This is a genomic window from Herbaspirillum sp. 1130 (assembly GCF_017833835.1).
Classification (GTDB): domain Bacteria; phylum Pseudomonadota; class Gammaproteobacteria; order Burkholderiales; family Burkholderiaceae_D; genus Herbaspirillum; species Herbaspirillum huttiense.
This window is the reverse complement of the sequence record NZ_JAFICQ010000001.1, coordinates 726,690-744,484: the sequence shown is the minus strand read 5'-3', so window position 1 is coordinate 744,484 and position 17,795 is coordinate 726,690. Positions and strand designations below refer to the sequence as shown.

The following is a 17,795-nucleotide window of genomic DNA, read 5'->3' as shown; positions in this document are numbered from 1 at the left end:
CGGGCTCGCTGTTTTCTTATGTTCTTGATGTCGGATCTGGAAGTGCTGGAGAGCGGCCAGCCTTGTACCGAGCGGGAAATCCTCGATGCGGAATGCATCCTTGGTTTTTCATTGCCGATGGAGTTGCGCAATGCCTACCTCAGCGCCAACGGTTTTACCGGGCCGTCCGAAGCCCGGTTTCTTTACCCGCTGGCGCGAAGAGAGGCGTTCTCCTTGGTGACCATGCTAAGGCTCACGCAAGTTCTGCGCGGCTTGCCGGCCGCTGCATCACTATGGTCCGCAGCGGTGGCCTTCGGGGATTATGGTATCGGGTCGACCTGGGGCATGACCGCTGAGGGACGTGTGTTCGAATGGTGGCCAGAAGACGGTGACGAGCCGTTCTTTCTGGACGTGTCGCTCCAGCAGTTATGGTCCGAGCGCAGCAAACTTTTTGAATCTCTTTCGGCTTCTTGAGTATTTGTAGACGTGCCGAAACACCATGGATCATTGAGAAGCGCTGAATCAATCACCAACCAGGTATGAGCTCAAATCGCTGTGAGGCTTGAAGGCGGGTGCTGGCGTTTACGCGATGGGCGCACGCGAAGCGAGCTTGCCAAATACATTCCAGTTGGCAGGCTACGCCCGTACCGACCTCATGCTCGCCTATCAGGCCGGCCCATGGAAAACACAGCTCAATATCTTGAACCTGTTCAATCGTCGCTATTACACGGGTGGTTCGGCCTCCAACTTCAATTACACCCTGAGCCCGGGCCGTCCATTGTCGGCCCAGGTCACGGTCTCTCGGCAGTTTGGAACCTAAGGTGATATCGCCGCCGGGATAGTGCGCAGCGCGGCCAGGTAGCTCGCCAGCTTGCGCACATCATTCGTGCAGGCGTCCCAGAAACTGCCGCGAGCGCTCGCTGCCCTGCGTGCCGAAGAACAGGGCAGGGGTGGTATCTTCCAGCACGTGTCCACCTTCCATGAAGAGGATGCGGTCGGCTACATCCCGGGCGAAGCGCGTTTCGTGCGTCACGACCAGCATGGTCATGCCTTCGGCCGCCAGCGCGCGCATCACGTTCAACACGTCGTCGCGCAGTTCCGGATCCAGTGCCGAGGTCGGCTCATCGAAAAGGATCACTTCCGGATCCATGGCCAGCGCGCGGGCGATGGCCACGCGTTGCTTCTGGCCACCGGAAAGCTTGCCCGGATAGGCATCGGCTTTCTCCGCCAGCCCGACCTTGTCCAGCAGTGCCAGGCCTCGCTCACGGGCCTCCCCCTTGGCGACCCCCTTGACCGAGATCAGCCCTTCGATCACGTTCTGCAACGCGGTCATGTGCGGGAACAAGTTGAAGGACTGGAACACCATGGCTGTCTGCTGCCGGATCTGCAGCGTCTTGCGCCGCAGTTCACGGGCGGGCAGCGTCGCCGGATCGTTCAGCGCCACGCCGCAGATCTCGATGCTGCCGCGATCCGGCAATTCCAGCAGGTTCAGCGAGCGGATGAAAGTGGTCTTGCCGGACCCGGAGGGTCCCATGATGACCACCACTTCGCCCCGCGCGACTTCGAGGTTGATGTTGCGCAGTACCTGATTGGCACCATACGCCTTGGCCAAGGCGCTCACGCGCACGGTACAGGAAGAAGACGGATTCATTGATAGCGCCTCGACAGTTTCTCTTCCAGCCAGGTTTGCAGGAGAGTGAGTAGTTGATTGATGACCCAGTAGATGGTCCCGACGATGATGAACATGTCCATGTAGCGGAAGGTGGTCGCTCCCAGCTGGTCGGCCACGCGTGTCAGCTCCACCACGGTGACGGTGGAGGCCAGCGAGGTGTCCTTCATCAGCGCGATCAGGCGGCTGCCCACGGGTGGAATAGCGATGCGCAGGCCCTGCGGCAGGATCACGCGCCACAGCGTCTTCCAGTAACCCATGCCCATGGCCCAGGCGGCTTCCCACTGGCCGCGATCGACCGCATTGATGCCGGAGCGAAAGTTCTCGCTCAGGTAGGCCGCCGAGAACAAGGTCAGCGCCAGCAAGGCGGCGGGGATGGGATCGATGGTGATGCCGTAGTTGGGCAGGCCGAAATAAATCAGCAGGATCTGGATCAGCAAGGGCGTGCCGCGAAACACCGACACATAGGCAAACGCCAGCCAGCGCAGCGGCCGCGCATCGGAAATGCGGGCCAGCGCAATGAGCATGCCCAGCGCCGAGCCCAGCACGAACGAGCCGATACCCAGCCCGATGGTCACCACTACCGCTTTTTCCAGCAGCGGTAGCGCCCTGACAAGCAGATCAATCATGGTTCTCCTCCCCGGTTGCAGCGCCTGCATTGGGGCGCTGCTTCAGTGTTCATTGATGCGGGCATCACGCCTGGGCTGCCGCGCTTGCGTACTGGGCCAGTGCCTGATCCAGATCGGCGATCAGCAGGGCAGGATCTTCCAGTCCGATGGACAGGCGCACCACCGGCTGGTCGGTCGCCGGGAAAGCGCGATTGGCCTGCAGCGCGGCCGGATAATACGCCGCCAGGCTGTGCACGCCGCCCCAGCTGGCACCGATGGCGAAGTGCTGCAGGGCGTCGAAGAAGCCATGGAAGGCGCTCTCCGGTGCCGGTTGCAGGATCATCGAGAACAGGCAGCCAGGGGTCTTGTAGTCGCGTTTCCAGAGGGCATGGCCGGGGTCGCTGTCGAGCGGCGGATACATCATGCGCGCCACCATCGGATGACCGGCCAGATGGCGTGCCACCTGCAGGGTCGACGCACCTTGCGCCTGCACCCGCAAGGGCAGTGTTTCCATCCCGCGCAGCACCAGGAAGCAATCCTCGGGACTGACCTGCTGGCCGAGGATGCTCTGGGTCTCGCGCAGGATGCCGTAGTGGCCGTGGTCATTCATGCTGATGCATCCCATGAGCACGTCGGAGTGACCGCCCAGGAACTTGGTGGCGGCCTGGATGCTGAAGTCCACGCCCAGATCCAGGCATGTCAGGCCCAGCGGACTGGCCCAGGTGTTGTCGAGCATGGTCAGTACCCCGTGCTGGCGTGCCACGGCGGTGATGGCCGGGATGTCCTGCATTTCCATGGTGACCGTGCCGGGCGCTTCCATGCAGATCATGCGGGTGGTGGGCTTGATCAGGTCGGCGATTTCCGCACCGATGTCCGGCCGATACAGCTCGACCTCCACGCCCATGTGTGCCAGCCATTTCTCGGCAAAGGTCTTGAGCGCGCCATAGCAGGCGGCCGAAACCAGCAAGTGGTCGCCACCGCGCACGAAGCCCATGACGGTGGTCATCAGGGCAGCCGCACCGGAGGGCGCAATGACGCAGTGGCGGGCGTTTTCCAGCGCGGCCACGCGCTGCTCCAGCAGGCGCGCCGTGGGGGTGCCGGTGACGCCATAGCTGAAGCCATCGGGCTGGCGCTGCTTGCGCTGGACAAAGTCCTCGAAGGTGTCGAATACCACGGTGGAGGCGCGCATCACCGGGGGCGAGAGACTGGCGAACGCGGGTTGCGATGAAATAGGGTGGCTCATGCGATTAATTTGTTAATCTAAAAAAGAGGAACCCAGTATCCGAATTCGCGCCGCAGCCATCAACAGCACGCCGGACTAACTCTATAAGTGGTACTTATATATGGACATGCGAGATATCCAGGTTTTCCGCGCCGTCATGCGCGCCGGAACCACCAGCAAGGCCGCCGCCCTGCTCAACGTCTCCCAGCCCGCGATCAGCCAGTCGATCCGCAAGCTGGAAGCGACTTCCGAACTGCGGCTGTTCGAGCGCACCCGTGGCCGCCTGGTGCCGACGCAGGAGGCGCTGGCCTTGATCGTGGAAGTGGATCGTTGCTTTGCCGGCTTCGAGATGATTGAGCACCGCATCCGCAGCCTGCGCTCGTTCGGACTGGGTCGTCTGGCCATCGCTTCCTTCCCCGCACTGGGCAATGGTTTCATGCCGCGCGCCATCGCCGCCTTCGGACTGGGTGAGCGGCGTGTGCAGATGTCGTTCCAGATCATGAGCTCGCGCGAGGTCTACCAGCAGGTCAGCGCAGGGCAGCTGGATTTCGGACTGATGGCCGATGAGCTGTCAGTCTCCGGGCTGGAGCATTCGCAATTCATGAGCGTGCCGGGTGTGATCGTGATGAACGACCGGCACCCCTTGGCCGGCAAGCCGGTGATCACGGCTGACGATCTGCTGGAACATCCCTTTATTGCCCTCAATCCGGAAGATGCCAGCCGCCGGCGTCTGGAGCAGGAGCTGATGCTGCAGGGGAAGGTTTTGCGTCCCATCCTGGAGACGCCTTATTCCAATTCGGTGTGCGAATTCGCCATGCGCGGGGTTGGCATGGGCATGGCGCATCCCATCCTGGCGCTGGATTACGTCACGCGCGGCCTGCGCCTGAAGCCGATGGAAGTGACGGCCAACTTTACGGCGCTGCTGGTTTTCCGGCCTGGGGTGCCGATGTCGGAGAATGCCAAGGAGCTGCTGCGGGTGATGCGCATCCAGATGGAGTCGGACATGAGCTCACTGCGCCAGGTGCTGTACCAGAAACCCGGCGCGTTCTGAACTTCCCTGCAATGCACCGATTTGAGCGCTGCGCACAGGCTTGGGGCAAGGCCATGCTGCACGAGACCGTAAGAAGAGCAGTCAGCCCGGAGAAAACCGGGACAGGGAAGGGTGAAACACTGTTGGCCCTTATCATTTTGCTGTGCCGGATTGGTGCGGCATATCTTATCGATCCATCAGTTTGATCGAAGAAAGTATAAGTTCCGCTTATCACTCAAGAAACGTGCACGGATTGCTGATCCCCCGGCCTGAGCACAGAATGGGCTTCCGATTCCATTGATGATCAAGAGGGGACAGCACCATGAAGTTGCATCATTTCATTCCCGCCTGCCTGCTGGCAGCGCTCCTGGGCAGCGCAGCGGCTGCCGTGACAGCCCAGAACATTCAGGCCGACATTCTGGCCAGTGCCCGTGCGTCGGGCGTGATCCGCATCGCCAATACCCAGAGCAGTCCGCCCTGGAGCCTGATCGATGACAAGCTGCAACCGGCCGGCTATGACGTCGAGGTGGCCAAGGAAGTGGCGCGCCGCATCGGCGTGGCCAAGGTGGTCTTCGTGGCCGACAGCTTCAAGAATTTTGTGGAAGGACTCAAGGCGGGCAAGTACGACATGGTGATGAACGACCTCACCCCTTCGCCGGAACGGGAGAAGCAGGTCGATTTTGCGGCACCCTATGGCGTGGAGGATTTTCGTATCTTCGTATTGGCCAGCAATGCCAGCATCAAGGACAAGCGCGATCTCAAGGGCAAGAAGGTCGGCGTGACGACCGGCACCACCAACGAAAGCTGGGCGCGGGCCAATCTGAAGGAATCGGATATCCGCGCCTATGACAATGGCGGTTTCGTCTTCAATGACCTGGGCAATGGGCGCATCGATGCGGTCATCAGTTCGCACTTCGGTGGCATGAAATACGCGAACGTGAACAAGTTGCCGATCAAGGAAGTCGGACCAGTACTGATCTACCAGCTGTCGGCACCGGCCATGGCCAAGGGCCAGCAGCCATTGAAGGAGGCCGTCAGCAAGGCCATTGGCGACATGACGCGCGATGGCACCATTGACAGGCTGGCGCGCCGCTGGGTGGGTGCGGATTTCGATATGGTGGGGGATATCCAGCGGGCTTTGCAGCAACCTTGATTTTCTTGTTGCCGCATCGGTAACGGGTGTTCAGCGGCAGGCCAGCAGGCTTGCCGCTAGTGCATTGTCGTCGGACAGGTTCGCTGCAAAATTCGGTACAACTCAGTCAATAACGGACACTCTTGTTTTATGCGGTCCGCAGTTTCCTGTTGAATTGTTCAACAAACCGAGCGGGGGCAATGTTGCCAAGACGAGAGTAACGCCGCTTGCGGTTATAAAAAATTTCGATGTGTTCCCGAATCGACGCCCCAGCCTCTGCACGCGTTGTGTAACGTTGGCGATGAATCAGTTCGTTTTTCAAGCTGCCCAGACGCTCTCCATCGGCGCATTGTCGTAGCAGTTCCCTTTGCGCGACATCTATGCCCACGCGCCAAACTTCTTCAGCAAACGACCAAAGGCATGGGAGCAATACTGACTGCCACGGTCCGTGTGATGAATCAGGCCATGTGCCGGGCGTCTCGGTGCGGAGCTCCCTTGTGTATCTCTGTTTCTCTGATTTGCTTATTGCTTGCTCCTGTTGGTCAAGTTTAACAAACAGGCGTGTCCGGAAATTTCAGGGCTACCTAACGATGGGTTGTTTGCATGGATCCACACACAGGTAGAACAAGCTGCCAACTGAGGGGAGGGATCATTTCTCATATCATTTGAGCTGATGACAATGATAAGAAAACAGGATTGGATTTATATCTGATTTGTTCGCATCATGACCTTCCTGTGATGAGGCAATCCTCTGCGACCGTCGGCAAATGCCAGTCCGACACGCTGGTAGCTTGCCTCATCTTCATTCAACTGCACCATGAAAAGGGATGTGACATGAACGCCATCATCTGGCCCGAAGGCTACGTGCCGGGCTTTACCGAGAATTTTGCCTCCAACGAAGTCATCGTCGCTGGCCTGAGTGCGGCCGACGTTTGGCCGCTGCTTGCCGTGCCATCGCAATGGCCGACCTACTACGCCAACTCGGCGAATGTACGTTTCTACGACGGCAAGGGTCCGCAACTGGCTGACGGGGACCGATTCTATTTCGAAACCTTCGGTTTCCCGGTCGAGGCGCAATGCAATGAATACGTGGCCCCCGCTGCCGGACAGGCCGGTCGTATCGCCTGGCACGGCTGGGCCGGGGAGGTGGGCAGCGACGATCGCCTGGACGTGCATCACGCATGGCTGGTGGAAGACCTGGACGGAGGGCGGGTGCGGATCCTCACGCAGGAAACGCAGAAAGGCAAGCCGGCCGAGGTGCTGCACAATACCAAGCCCAACCCGATGATCAACGGACACCAGGACTGGCTGGATGGCCTGGTGGCAGCAGCACGTCAGGCACGTCGCCCGTAACGGCGTCGCCATTTTGTTCATTCAGGGCCGGGCCCCTGCAGTAAGCCCGCCCGCCAAAAGGAAAGACACATGACAACAATCGCCGTATTGGGCTTGGGCGCGATGGGCTCGCGCATGGCCGCCAATCTCATCAAGGCAGGTCACACCGTGACCGTCTGGAATCGCAGCCCGGCTGCCGCCGACGCCTTGGTAGCCGCCGGCGCCAGATGGGCCGGCACGCCCAAGGAAGCCGCCATGGGCGCGGACTTCGTCATGGCCATGGTGCGTGACGATCAGGCTTCGCGGCAGGTGTGGCTGGATGCAGCCACCGGTGCGCTGGCCGGCATGAGTCCTGGCGCCATTGCGATCGAGAGCTCGACGCTCACTCCGGACTGGATACGTGATCTGGGACGCCAAGCTGCCGACAGGTCGATCGCCCTGCTCGAGGCACCGGTATCGGGAAGTACGCCCCAGGCCGAGGCGGGCCAACTGGTCTATCTGGTCGGTGGCGAGGCTGCTACGCTGGCCCGCGCCGAACCCGTCCTGAAGACGATGGGCAGCGTCATCCAGCACGTGGGTTCGCTCGGGGCGGGGGCACTGACCAAGCTGACCACCAATACCTTGCTTGGTGTCCAGGTCAGCGTCCTTGGCGAACTGATAGGCCTGCTCCGTCATGCCGGCGCGGACGTGGCAAGGGTACTCGAAGCGGTTGCGGCGACGCCCGTATGGAGTCCGGTAGCAGGGCGTGTGGCCGGCTCGATGCTCGCGGGAGGTTTTGCCCCGCAGTTTCCGGTCGAGCTGATCGAGAAGGACTTTACCTATACCGTGGACACTGCAACGTCGGAGCTGATGGTGCCAACCATCGCTGCTGCGCGCGGAGTCTTCCGTGCCGCAATGCAGTGTGGCCTGGGCAAGGAAAACATGACTGCCGTGGTCAAGCTGTTCACGGAGCCCACGCGTAGCGCTTGAGCCGGTGATCCCGCTTCACGGTTCGCTCCACATGCGCAGCAGGTTGTGATAATTGCCGGTCAGCGTGAGCGTTTCCTTGCATTCGCCCACGCGGCTGCGCAGGCTGTCGATGGAGCGATCCATTTCGTACAGCAGGGTCCGCCGTGCATCATCCCGGATCAGGCTCTGCGTCCAGAAGAAGGAGCATACGCGCTCTCCGCGCGTGACCGGCTCCACGCTGTGCAGGCTGGTGGCCGGATAGAGAATCAGGTCGCCGGCAGGCAGCTTGACCTCATGTTCACCATAGCTGTCGACGATGACGAGACCGCCGCCGTCGTAATCCTCGGGATCACTCAGGAACAACGTGCTGGAGACATCTGTGCGCAGCCACACCGGTGAATGGGGAACCCCGCGCAGCGAGCCGTCTACATGCAGGCCGTAGGTTTCCCCGGTGCTGCTGGCATAGCGGTTGAACAGAGGCGGCATGTAGCGCGCCGGCAGCGCTGCCCGGAAGAACATCGGATTCTGCTGCAAGGCGCGCAGGATGAGCTGTCCCTGTTCGCGTGCCACCGGGCAATCTTCCGGCAGTTGACGGTTGCGCTTGACCTGCGAGCCCTGGCTGCCGACCGTGGCGCGACCATCGATCCAGTCGGCTGCATCAATGGCGGCACGCATCGCCAGGACCTGCTCCCGGCTCAGTACGTTGGGAATATGCAATAACATCGTCCAGACCTCATAAAAATCCCGGGGCCTTCGGCCCCGGGAACATCTTCCGTCAGAAGTGATAATTGACGGTCACGCGCGCCGAGCGCTCCAGGCCCGGGGTATAGCGATATCCCAGGTAGTTGATGGCGGTGATGTAGTGCTTGTCGAAGAGGTTGTAGACGTTGAATTGCAGATCCCAGTTCTTGCTGACCTTGTAGCTTGCCATCGCGTCATACACCCAGTACGCAGGAATGTGGTCCGGCGTGGTGGCCAGCTTGGTCTGGCGCTTGACGATGCCGACATAGCGCGCGCCGCCGCCGACGGTCAGTCCCATTGGCATGCGGTAGCTGCTCCACAGGCTCAACGCGTTCTCGGGAGCATAGGGCAGGGTGGACGAGCCATCCTGTGCGGTCGCCGCGCCGACCACGATATCGGTCTTCTGATGCGTATAGGCCGCAGTCACGTCCCAGTCGCGGGTGATCTTGCCGGTAGCGGACAGTTCGACACCCTGCACGCGTTTCTTGCCGATCTGGGAATACGTGCCATCGTCATTCTCGTAGACTTCGTTGTAGACATCGGTCCTGAACAGCGCCGCGGTCAGAAGGAGATTCTGGTTGAAGAATTCCCACTTGGTGCCCGCTTCCAACGTCTTGGACTTCTGCGGTTCCATACTCGGATTGCTGGCGCTGCTGGTTGAACTCGACAGCGAATAGGCACCGAAGCTGCTGGTGCTGCCCGGCGGCAAATGTGATAGCGCGTAGTTGACGTAGAGGTTGCCGTTGCTGGTCAGCTTGTAGAGTGCGCCCAGCTTGTAGGTGAACAGGTTGCCGCTGCCCTCGATATTCGTGTTGCCGGTAGTGGCGATGGCGTTGTAAGTGGTCTTGTAGTGATCCAGGCGCAGACCCGCATTGACCTGCCAGCGTTGGTTGATCTTGAGCGTATCGAACGCATACAGCGCGGCGGTATCGGTCTGCCACACAGCGTCCTGCCCGTTGCGGGTAATGGTCAGGCCGCTGGAGGTCAGTTGCGGATCGTAGAGACTCAGGGAAGACAGGGTGCCGGTCTTGTTCAAGCCGTAATTGGTTTGCTTCTCCCGCGAGATTTCGAAGCCGGAACTCAGGCTGTGTTCCATGCCGAACGTCGTGAATTTCGTCGTCAGGTTCGTCTGGTTGGAGATGATCTCGTCGTCAAGTTGCTTGGCTGCACCCAGACGGGTAATGGTGCCGTTGCTGGTGGCAGGAACGCCGGCCGTGACGGCCAGATAGTCGACACTGTTCTTGCCCCAGCGCGTGGTGTTCTGCAGCATGGTGGAGCCGTTGACATCGTGCTCGACACGTGCAGTAGCCATGGTAGCGATGGAGTTGTCGTGCGAATCGCTGCTGCCGTAGTAATTGCTGCTGTTGACCTGGCTTGCAGAGGACAGTCCGGCGACGGTTCCGGAGAAGCCGGCCATACCGATGGTGGGCAGTCCACTTTCGGGCAGGTTGTTCTTTTCCACGTGCAGCAGGTTCAGGTAGACCCGGGTATCGGTATGCAGGCCGAAGGCCAGTGAGGGAGCGACACCCCAACCGCGGTTCCTGACCTGATCACGACCGGCTACACCAGAATCCTCGCCAACCAGGTTCAGGCGGAAAGCCGTACCGCTTCTGAATTCATCCAGGTTCTTGTTCCAGTCCAGGGTAGTGCGCCGGTAGCTGCCGCTACCCGCGCCTGCGGAAGCATCGAAGCTGTCAGCCAGCTTGGGTTGCTTGGTCACCAGATTGATGGAACCAGCCGCCGAGCCACGGCCATTGTCGGTACCTGCCGCACCCTTGGTGACCTCGACCTGTTCGATATTGAACATGTCGCGGGTCACTGAGCCGAGGTCGCGAATGCCATCGACGTAGATGCTGTTGGAAATATCCAGCCCGCGCATGTAGAGCGCATCACCGACATTCGGGCCGCCGTTACCTTCGCCGGCGTTGAAGGTGCCCACGCCTGGCACGTTGCGCATGGCCTCGGTGAGGGTGGTCACGCCCTCGGATTTCAGCACTTCCTTGTCGAGTACCTGGATGGTCTGGGTGGTCTCTGCCAGAGGGGCAGTGTACTTCGGCGAAGACAGGACCTTGGTCCCGCTTGCCTCGACGGTGATACCGGGCAGAGCGGTGCTGCTGTCAGCACCGGTGCCGGTATCAGCGGCGTGGGTCACGGACACCGACAGTGTCATGGCCAGTCCGGTGATGACGGTAGCACTGCCGCGAGAGAGCGGTGAGACAGGGAAATCGTTTGGCGCGCGTTTGCGACTTTTTATGTATGACACGAAGCGTCCTCTGTTGAGTGGAAAGGAAAGCACCGTCGCCCGCATGGATATGCAGGTGGCGAAGCGTCCTGGTTTCAGGGAGTTGGAGTGAGCGAGTCTGGCGGCTGGCGGGATTTCGCGGAGTATCTGGCAGCTGCAGCAGCGGGGTACAAACCGTGGATGGGGGCTGCAAGGGGGGCCAGAGCTGGAATATTTTAAATAGTAATTGTTACTGTTCTAAAAGTATTCCCTGCGCATTTACCTGGATTTGCACCGTCGGAAAAATGACAGGCGGATGCACTTCACTCAGTGTGCGCGTGTTGCAACAACGTTGATGCGGATCGGATGGATAGGCCTCCTCTCATAGTGGACTACGATGAATCAGATGATCCGTGCGCGGTGGCGCACTCGTGCTGATTATGGAAACCGCACGCGACAACACGCCAACCGGGAGTTCAGCCTTGGCCGCTGCGTTGAATAAAATCCTGCCCTGCATGCGCAGGTAGCCGCAGCACGCCCACCAGGCTGACCACGACCATCAGTGCCAACACGATGAAGGCCGTCTGGAAATCTTCCAGGGTGGGAGTAATGAGGGTACGGTTCACCCCGCCGTGCGCCAGGCGCACGCTCAGTGAAGCGACGGTGATGCCGGCTGCCATGCCAATCTGATTGATCGTGTTGGACAGTCCGTTGGCATGCCCCATCATGGCTTTGGGCACATCGGCAAAACCGATGGTGCCGAGGGCGGTGAACTGCATCGAGCGCGTCATTCCGGCAACGATCAGCAGCGGCACTACCAGGACCGGAGAGTCGTGTGGCTGCAGTTGGGCGCAGCCCAGCAAGGCAAGTGCACAGAGCGCGCCATTGAACAACAGGACCTGGCGGTAGCCGAACTCGCGCAACACGCGGGTGGTCATGCTCTTCATCAGAAGGTTGCCGGCGAACAGAGCCAGTACCAGCAGGCCGGCCGTACCTGGATCAGCACCGAAGCCGAGCTGGAACATCAGCGTGAGCAGAAAAGGCGCAGCACCGATGGCCATGCGGGCCAGTGTGCCGCTGAACATGGCAAAGCGGAAGGTAGGAATGCGCAGTGCTGCCAGGTCCAGCATCGGCGCGCTGCTGCGCAAGAAATGCCGACATGACAGTCCGCCCAGAATCACTCCGGCCAGGCCGGACCATAGGCTTGTTGCGTCGATATTGGCCTCCAACTTCTCCAGTGCGATCAGCAACAGCGAGATGCTGCCGCCACAGAGCAGGAAGCCGGTCCAGTCGAAGCGAGTGATCTGTTCGCCACGGACGTCGGGAAGGATGCGCCACGCCACCACCCACGCCAGCAGACCGAGGGGGGCGTTGATCAGGAAAATCCATTGCCAGCCCAGATGCTGGCTGATGAAGCCGCCCAATGGTGGACCGAGGACCGGGGCCACCAGCGCCGGCCAGATCAGTGCGGACATCGCAGCCATGAGATTTTCGCGCGGGGTCTGGCGCAGTATCACCAATCGCCCGACCGGGACCATCAGGGCGCCGCTGATGCCCTGGATGATGCGGATCGCAACGAAGGCTTCCAGATGCTGCACCAGTGCGCAAAGCACTGAGCTGAGCGTAAAGAGGGCGATAGCCGACATGAAGACCCGGCGCGAGCCGAAGCGATCGGCGATCCAGCTGCTGGCAGGGATGAAGATGCCCACGGCCAGCAGATAGGCACTGATGCCTACATTGAGGGCCAGTGGCGTGACACCGAAGTCGCGCGCCATGGCGGGGATGGCCGGCGTCGTGATGGCACCGTCAAGGATCTCCATGAACAGGGCGCCGGTGACCAGCCACGTAATCCAGCGCATCCGGGCGGCGTTTCCCCGTAAGGCCGTAGCGGCGTTCATGAACTGACGTGGACCAGCGACTTGCCGGTGAAATTGCGTTGCTTGAGTCCTTCGAGCGCCGTAGGCAGCTGATCGAAGTCATGCAGGAGATGCTGCTCGGCTTGCAAGTCCCTCCGGGCGAGGTCCTGCAGCATCTGCTGGCCAGCGCCGGTGAGCGTATTCCAGTCGGCATCGCTGCCATGCACGTGCAAGGCGCCCAGCGCCACTTCATGTAGCGACAGCGCGCGGCCGAATGGCGCGCAAGGCCAGTGTTCAATGCGGCCCTGTATGCAGACCAGATGGCCATTGGCATCCAGGGCGGAGGCGAGCAGGGCGGCATGCTGTGCACCGATGCAATCGATGATGGCCGTGACGTGCAGGTCATTGGTCAATGCACCATGAGTCGGCGACAGGGGGCCATCGAGGCAGTTGATCGCTCCCAGCGCATGCAGGCGCGGCCAATGACGCGCATGGGCCATGGCGGTTACCTGCCAGCCTTGACGGCACGCCAGCTGCATCAGATAGTGGCCAACCGATCCGCCGGCTCCGCTGATGAGCAACCTCCGGCCCGCAGGCGCCGGCAGCTTCTGCAGCGCTATCCATGCCGTCAATGCAGGGCAGGGAAAGGCTGCTGCATCAGCAAAGCTCATTGCATGGGGAATACGCATGAGCGCACGCGCATCGACCACGGTGTACTCGGCAAAGCTGCCACCACGGCGCAGGTCCTGGTGATAGGCCACCCGGCTGCCCAGCCAGTTGGACGGTACGTCCGGGCCCAAGCGCATGACTTCTCCCGCACCGTCCACCCCGGGCACATGTCCGGGGCCCCAGGAGGCGCCCATACGGCCCAGCACTTTCCAGTCAACCGGGTTGAGACCGACGACGCGATTGCGCACCAGCACCTGGGCCGTCCCGACCTGCGGCAGCGGCTGCCGCTCGGGGCGCAAGGCCCGCGCATCAAAACCTGCATACCAACCCCACGCGAGGTGGTCCGGTGGCAGTGGCGGCAAGCCGATCTCAGGCATAAGCTCCCGCCGAATAGGTCAGCTCGTAGCTGTGACTGTAGATCTCCAGAATATTGCCGAAAGGGTCTTCCATGTAGACCATGCGATAGGGTTTTTCGCCAGGAAAGTAATACCTGACGGGCATGCGCTGCTTGCCTCCGGCTGCCACGATCCGGGCGGCCAGCCCTTCGACATCCGGGTCCTGCACACAGAAATGGAAAACGCCGCTTTTCCAGTACTGGAAGTTGTCAGCCGGGCGTTCGGCGTTGCGGAACTCGAAGATTTCCACGCCGACACGGTCACCCGTGGAGAGATGGGCGATGCGGAAGGAGCCCCAGCCAACGCCGAAGACATCGGTACACATCACGCCGATGGCACTGTCATTTTCATTGATCGTGGTGGGCGGCATGATGAGGTACCATCCCAGCACTTCGGTATAGAACTTGACGGCAGCATCCAGATCCGTGACTGAGAGGCCGATGTGAGAAAAATTCCGGGGATAGCGGGGCACGAGATTTCCTTTCCAGACTGACGGCGCCGCGGGAGATTTGCGACGGACCAGAGTGCCGTAGTGTAGGACCTGCCCCGAATCATTAAAATGACGTGCAAATTATCAGTGCCATAAATTTTGCTTATGCTAAATCCGCAATGGCTGAGAACCTTTGCCACACTGGGCGAGGAGGGCAGCTTCACCCGTAGTGCCGATCGTCTGGGCCTCACGCAGGCGGCCGTGAGTCAGCACGTGCGTCAGTTGGAACTTGAGCTGGGGCCCTTGCTGATTCGCAGCCCGCGCCGCCTCGAGTTCACGCCAGCCGGCCTGCTGTTGCTGGAATACTGCCGTGAGGCTGATCATGCCGAGCGCCGTTTGCGTCAGCGTCTGGTAGAGGCGGACCATACGCCGGGGGAGGTTTCTCTCATCACCCCGGGCAGCATCGGACTATGCCTGTATCCGCTACTGATGGATTTGCAGCAGCGCTGGCAGGGGCTGTCAGTGCGCCACCGCTTTGCTCCCGATACCGAAGTATTGCGTGAGGTACTGGAGAACCGCTATGAACTTGGGGTGTTGGCGCTGCGGCCCGATGATGCGCGTCTGAGTGTGACGCACTTCGCAGAAGAGCCGCTCGAACTGGTGGTACCCGCCGGCCGTCATGCAGATCAGTGGGATGATCTTGCACGACTGGGTTTCATCGATCATCCGGACGGGCAGGCCATGGCCACGCGTCTGCTCAGCCGTCGCTTCCCGGACGCACCTGGGGTGCGGCAGCTACCCTGCCATGGCTTCAGCAACCAAATTGGCCTGATCCTGGAACCAGTGAGCCGCGGGTTGGGCTTCACGGTGATCCCGCGCTTTGCGCGTCAGGCGTTCGCGCGACAGGATCAGTTGCAGGTCATCCAGAATGGCACCCAGGTGGTCGATAACCTGTGGCTGATCCATCGGGCGGAGTGGCCCTTGTCGCCGAGTGCGCGACGAGTGGTGGAGTTCCTCCGCGAGACCATGATGAATCTGGCGCTCCACCGCATAAACAATGGTCGTCCCGGCTGACTTCCTTGGCGGCAGCTGCGCCGGATCCAGCCAATGCATTGCGCCTCGATACAGCATAACGACAGCATCAGATGGCCGGCCAATTCAAGCCACCCCGCTAACGCTGAGGGTTGAATCCATTTCATGATGACCGAGGGAATAGATACCGTACCGAGGCTGACTTCTCAAATCATCATTAGTCCTGGAAATCCGGGCCAGGCCGGCCCCGACTTGCTCCCCGCCGCATCGGCTCTTGTCTGCAAGGGGACAGGATCCGATGCGGCGCAAATCACGTACGCGGCCGCTCCGCTATCAGAACCGGTAACGCGTACTCACCAGCAGGCTGCGCGGCTCGCCGGGCATGTTGTAATCGTTGGCGGCACTGTGGGCGGAGATGAAGTAGCGGCGATCCAGCAGGTTCTTCAGTGACAGCGTGACGTCAAACTTCTCGGCTACATAACCTGCGCCAAGATTGATGACTGCATATCCGGGCAATACCGTCAGGTTGTCAGAGGAAGCGAAACGCGCCGATTCGGCCCGCGCGCCCGCCGCCACCCAGTAGCCATCAGGCAGATCGCGCTTGAGCCACAGGTTGAAGGTGTGACGCGGCGTAAGGGAAGACACGTTGCCCTGGAAGGGCGTGCCGGCGGAGGTCAACCCGCTGGATTGCACGATGAGCCCATTCATGTAGGCATAGCCGGCGATGAGATTCCAGTGCGGCGCAAGCTCGCCGCTGGCGGACAATTCCACGCCGCGCGTGCGTTGTTGGCCGACGTTGATGGCAAAGCCCGGCCGGTTGGGGTCGGCGACCTGGATGTTGTTCTGCGTCATCTCGAACAGTGCGGCCGTCAGGCTGGTCTTGTCGTTGAGCTCGTACTTGATGCCGACCTCCTTGCTCTCGGTCTTGGTCGGTTCCAGCTGGGCGCTGTTGCCGTAGAAGACGAAGGAGTCCGCCAGCGGCTGGAAGGAACGGCTGTAGCCGGCATACAGCGAGGTGCGCTCATCGGGCTGATAGACCAGGCCCACACGGGGCGACAGCGGGGTGTCGACGCGATTGAGGCTGGATCTGGCGACCTTGTCATCGCGGTCCTGGGACAGGCGCTCATAGCGCAGGCCGGCCAGCAGTTTCCATTGCGGCGTCAGGCTGATCAGGTCCTGGACATAGGTGGCCAGCGTATTGATCCGGGTCTCCGCATTGATGTTCGGCACGGCGTTGGCTGCAATGGGCGACAAGTTGGCCAGCACCGGATTGAACAGGGAATAGGTCGCCGCATTGTTGCGCGTGACCTGCCAGTCAGTCTTGTTTTGCCAGCTGTATTCCACGCCATACAACAGCTCGTGGTGCATGCCCGCCAGTTGCAGTTTCTGGGTCAGTTCGTTTTGCCAGAACAAGCCACGCTCGGCACGCTGGCGATGGGCCTGGGCGATCGTCACCGTCGGATTGGCGGTCTGGGTGACCCGGCTGATGGTGGTGTAGTTGCGGTCGAGGTCGAAATCATAGGTGCGCAGCACCGAGCGCCAGGCCAGGCTTTCGCTGAACTTGTGGTCGAGGGTAAAGGTGGCGTCCTTCACCTCGGATTGCACGAAGGCCCTGTCGCGCCCGTTGGCCGCACCGTAATAGGTGGCAATGGGCACATCGGCGGGACGGCCCCGGTAACTGGGGATGCCCTGGTCGGCCAGTCGCCTGTCGTGCAGATAATTGAATTGCGCCGTGAAACTGGTCTGCGCATCCGGCTTGTAGGTCAGGGAAGGGGAGAGTGCCTGGCGTTCCAGGAAATACTGGTTGCGGAAACTGCTGGAGTCTTCCACCGCGCCGGTCAGGCGAAACAGCAGCGTGCCGTCGGCGCTGTTGCGGCCTACGTCGAATTCGCTGCGCTTCTGTCCTTCGCTGCCGACGGTGAGCCCGATCTCGCTGACCGGATCGTCGCTCGGTTTCTTGGTCACACGATTGACGATGCCGCCCGCCGAGCCGCGTCCGTACAGCACGGAGGCCGGACCCTTGAGCACTTCCACGCGTTCCACATTGGAGAGGTCGCGGAAATACAGCGCATCATCGCGCACGCCATCGATGAACTGATCGGTGATGGCGCTGAAGCCGCGGATGATGACCTGGTCGCGCTGGGCGTCGCCCAGACTGAAACTGAGACCGGCCACGTTCTGCAGGGCATCCTGCAGCGACAGGGCATTCTGATCGCGCATGACCTGCTTGGTGACGGTGTTGACGGTTTGCGGCACGTCGCGCAGCGGTACGTCGATCTTGGTGGCCGCCGAGGAGTTCTTGGGCCGGTAGCCGCTGTTGTCATCTGCAGTCGCCTTGACGGTCACTTCCGGCAGTGCATTGGTTTGGACTTGTTGCGCGTAGCTGTCGAAGGCCAGGGCCAGCAGGGCACTGAGGGTACACAGTTTGGTGTTCATAGCAATATTGTTTTACGTTGTGAATGGACGAACTTCTGTTGCAGAGGCTGGCGGAAGGCTGGCGGAGGGAAAGCTTGTGACGGCAAGGGACGTGT

16 protein-coding genes and 2 pseudogenes are annotated in these 17,795 nt (G+C 60.9%); 8 read left to right on the top strand and 10 right to left on the bottom strand.

From position 1 onward, the window contains the following. Positions 1 to 27 precede the first annotated feature (27 nt). Both JOD78_RS03240 and JOD78_RS03235 read left to right on the top strand, forming a co-directional pair. Positions 28 to 453, top strand: coding sequence for an SMI1/KNR4 family protein (locus JOD78_RS03240; protein WP_134040399.1), 426 nt, complete (start codon positions 28 to 30; stop codon positions 451 to 453). 136 nt (positions 454 to 589) lie between these two features. Continuing rightward, positions 590 to 799 carry a TonB-dependent receptor gene (locus JOD78_RS03235; protein WP_209569835.1) on the top strand — a complete coding sequence of 70 codons (210 nt, stop codon included), beginning with the start codon at positions 590 to 592 and terminating at the stop codon, positions 797 to 799. Positions 800 to 859: 60 nt separating this feature from the next. On the opposite strand, the gene JOD78_RS03230 is transcribed toward JOD78_RS03235, so the two are convergent. From JOD78_RS03230 to JOD78_RS03220, 3 genes are all read right to left on the bottom strand, one after another. Next, positions 860 to 1,630, bottom strand: coding sequence for an amino acid ABC transporter ATP-binding protein (locus JOD78_RS03230; RefSeq protein WP_121045421.1), 771 nt, complete (start codon positions 1,628 to 1,630; stop codon positions 860 to 862). Then, positions 1,627 to 2,277 carry an amino acid ABC transporter permease gene (locus JOD78_RS03225; protein ID WP_209569838.1) on the bottom strand — a complete coding sequence of 217 codons (651 nt, stop codon included), beginning with the start codon at positions 2,275 to 2,277 and terminating at the stop codon, positions 1,627 to 1,629. The genes JOD78_RS03230 and JOD78_RS03225 overlap by 4 nt, the downstream gene beginning before the upstream one ends. A 64-nt stretch (positions 2,278 to 2,341) precedes the next feature. Next, positions 2,342 to 3,499, bottom strand: coding sequence for an aminotransferase class V-fold PLP-dependent enzyme (locus tag JOD78_RS03220; protein ID WP_209569840.1), 1,158 nt, complete (start codon positions 3,497 to 3,499; stop codon positions 2,342 to 2,344). A 100-nt stretch (positions 3,500 to 3,599) separates the two neighbouring features. On the opposite strand from JOD78_RS03220, the gene JOD78_RS03215 reads away from it, so the two are divergent. After that, entirely contained in the window at positions 3,600 to 4,529 is a 930-nt protein-coding gene (locus tag JOD78_RS03215; protein WP_134222419.1) for a LysR substrate-binding domain-containing protein, read from the top strand. 301 nt (positions 4,530 to 4,830) lie between these two features. Next, entirely contained in the window at positions 4,831 to 5,661 is an 831-nt protein-coding gene (locus tag JOD78_RS03210) for a transporter substrate-binding domain-containing protein (RefSeq protein WP_209569842.1), read from the top strand. Between the two features lie 127 nt (positions 5,662 to 5,788). Here JOD78_RS03210 and JOD78_RS03205 read toward each other — a convergent pair. Next, positions 5,789 to 6,120, bottom strand: a pseudogene (locus tag JOD78_RS03205) (IS3 family transposase); the annotation flags it as partial. A gap of 354 nt (positions 6,121 to 6,474) precedes the next feature. On the opposite strand from JOD78_RS03205, the gene JOD78_RS03200 reads away from it, so the two are divergent. The 3 genes and pseudogenes from JOD78_RS03200 (at position 6,475) to JOD78_RS28180 (ending at position 7,941) form a co-directional block, all read left to right on the top strand. Beyond that, the gene (locus JOD78_RS03200) at positions 6,475 to 6,993 is read left to right on the top strand and encodes an SRPBCC domain-containing protein (protein WP_134136322.1); all 519 of its coding nucleotides are present in this window, start codon (positions 6,475 to 6,477) and stop codon (positions 6,991 to 6,993) included. A 63-nt stretch (positions 6,994 to 7,056) separates the two neighbouring features. Further along, positions 7,057 to 7,539: pseudogene (locus JOD78_RS28185) on the top strand (NAD(P)-binding domain-containing protein); the annotation flags it as partial. After that, positions 7,525 to 7,941, top strand: a complete 417-nt coding sequence (locus JOD78_RS28180; protein WP_280920958.1) for an NAD-binding protein — start codon at positions 7,525 to 7,527, stop codon at positions 7,939 to 7,941. The pseudogene JOD78_RS28185 and the gene JOD78_RS28180, both read left to right, overlap by 15 nt. Positions 7,942 to 7,956: 15 nt before the next feature. Here the strand turns inward: JOD78_RS28180 and JOD78_RS03190 are convergent, their stop codons facing one another. From JOD78_RS03190 to JOD78_RS03170, 5 genes are all read right to left on the bottom strand, one after another. Next, positions 7,957 to 8,643 (bottom strand): Fe2+-dependent dioxygenase, encoded by a 687-nt coding sequence (locus tag JOD78_RS03190; RefSeq protein ID WP_121045410.1) that lies wholly within the window; start codon positions 8,641 to 8,643, stop codon positions 7,957 to 7,959. Positions 8,644 to 8,695: 52 nt separating this feature from the next. Beyond that, on the bottom strand, positions 8,696 to 10,924 hold the full coding sequence (locus tag JOD78_RS03185; RefSeq protein WP_348534246.1) for a catecholate siderophore receptor Fiu: 2,229 nt from the start codon (positions 10,922 to 10,924) through the stop codon (positions 8,696 to 8,698). A 434-nt stretch (positions 10,925 to 11,358) separates the two neighbouring features. After that, positions 11,359 to 12,741: an MFS transporter gene (locus tag JOD78_RS03180; protein ID WP_121045406.1), complete on the bottom strand. Its 1,383-nt coding sequence runs from the start codon at positions 12,739 to 12,741 to the stop codon at positions 11,359 to 11,361. 35 nt (positions 12,742 to 12,776) lie between these two features. Further along, complete coding sequence (locus JOD78_RS03175) at positions 12,777 to 13,784, bottom strand: alcohol dehydrogenase (RefSeq protein ID WP_227022699.1); 1,008 nt, start codon at positions 13,782 to 13,784, stop codon at positions 12,777 to 12,779. Next, the gene (locus JOD78_RS03170; protein WP_121045404.1) at positions 13,777 to 14,274 is read right to left on the bottom strand and encodes a lactoylglutathione lyase family protein; all 498 of its coding nucleotides are present in this window, start codon (positions 14,272 to 14,274) and stop codon (positions 13,777 to 13,779) included. The genes JOD78_RS03175 and JOD78_RS03170 overlap by 8 nt, the downstream gene beginning before the upstream one ends. 123 nt (positions 14,275 to 14,397) lie before the next feature. On the opposite strand from JOD78_RS03170, the gene JOD78_RS03165 reads away from it, so the two are divergent. Next, positions 14,398 to 15,306, top strand: coding sequence for a LysR family transcriptional regulator (locus JOD78_RS03165; protein ID WP_121045402.1), 909 nt, complete (start codon positions 14,398 to 14,400; stop codon positions 15,304 to 15,306). Between the two features lie 291 nt (positions 15,307 to 15,597). Here the strand turns inward: JOD78_RS03165 and JOD78_RS03160 are convergent, their stop codons facing one another. Beyond that, positions 15,598 to 17,700, bottom strand: coding sequence for a TonB-dependent siderophore receptor (locus JOD78_RS03160; protein ID WP_121045400.1), 2,103 nt, complete (start codon positions 17,698 to 17,700; stop codon positions 15,598 to 15,600). Positions 17,701 to 17,795: the final 95 nt, after the last annotated feature.

Bases quoted from the DNA above. Each gene is read 5' to 3' on its own strand.
- JOD78_RS03240 (WP_134040399.1), top strand. From the start codon at position 28: ATGTCGGATCTGGAAGTGCTGGAGAGCGGCCAGCCTTGTACCGAGCGG.
- JOD78_RS03230 (WP_121045421.1), bottom strand. From the start codon at position 1,630: ATGAATCCGTCTTCTTCCTGTACCGTGCGCGTGAGCGCCTTGGCCAAG.
- JOD78_RS03225 (WP_209569838.1), bottom strand. From the start codon at position 2,277: ATGATTGATCTGCTTGTCAGGGCGCTACCGCTGCTGGAAAAAGCGGTA.
- JOD78_RS03220 (WP_209569840.1), bottom strand. From the start codon at position 3,499: ATGAGCCACCCTATTTCATCGCAACCCGCGTTCGCCAGTCTCTCGCCC.
- JOD78_RS03215 (WP_134222419.1), top strand. From the start codon at position 3,600: ATGGACATGCGAGATATCCAGGTTTTCCGCGCCGTCATGCGCGCCGGA.
- JOD78_RS03210 (WP_209569842.1), top strand. From the start codon at position 4,831: ATGAAGTTGCATCATTTCATTCCCGCCTGCCTGCTGGCAGCGCTCCTG.
- JOD78_RS03200 (WP_134136322.1), top strand. From the start codon at position 6,475: ATGAACGCCATCATCTGGCCCGAAGGCTACGTGCCGGGCTTTACCGAG.
- JOD78_RS28180 (WP_280920958.1), top strand. From the start codon at position 7,525: ATGGGCAGCGTCATCCAGCACGTGGGTTCGCTCGGGGCGGGGGCACTG.
- JOD78_RS03190 (WP_121045410.1), bottom strand. From the start codon at position 8,643: ATGTTATTGCATATTCCCAACGTACTGAGCCGGGAGCAGGTCCTGGCG.
- JOD78_RS03180 (WP_121045406.1), bottom strand. From the start codon at position 12,741: ATGCGCTGGATTACGTGGCTGGTCACCGGCGCCCTGTTCATGGAGATC.
- JOD78_RS03175 (WP_227022699.1), bottom strand. From the start codon at position 13,784: ATGCCTGAGATCGGCTTGCCGCCACTGCCACCGGACCACCTCGCGTGG.
- JOD78_RS03165 (WP_121045402.1), top strand. From the start codon at position 14,398: ATGCTAAATCCGCAATGGCTGAGAACCTTTGCCACACTGGGCGAGGAG.
- JOD78_RS03160 (WP_121045400.1), bottom strand. From the start codon at position 17,700: ATGAACACCAAACTGTGTACCCTCAGTGCCCTGCTGGCCCTGGCCTTC.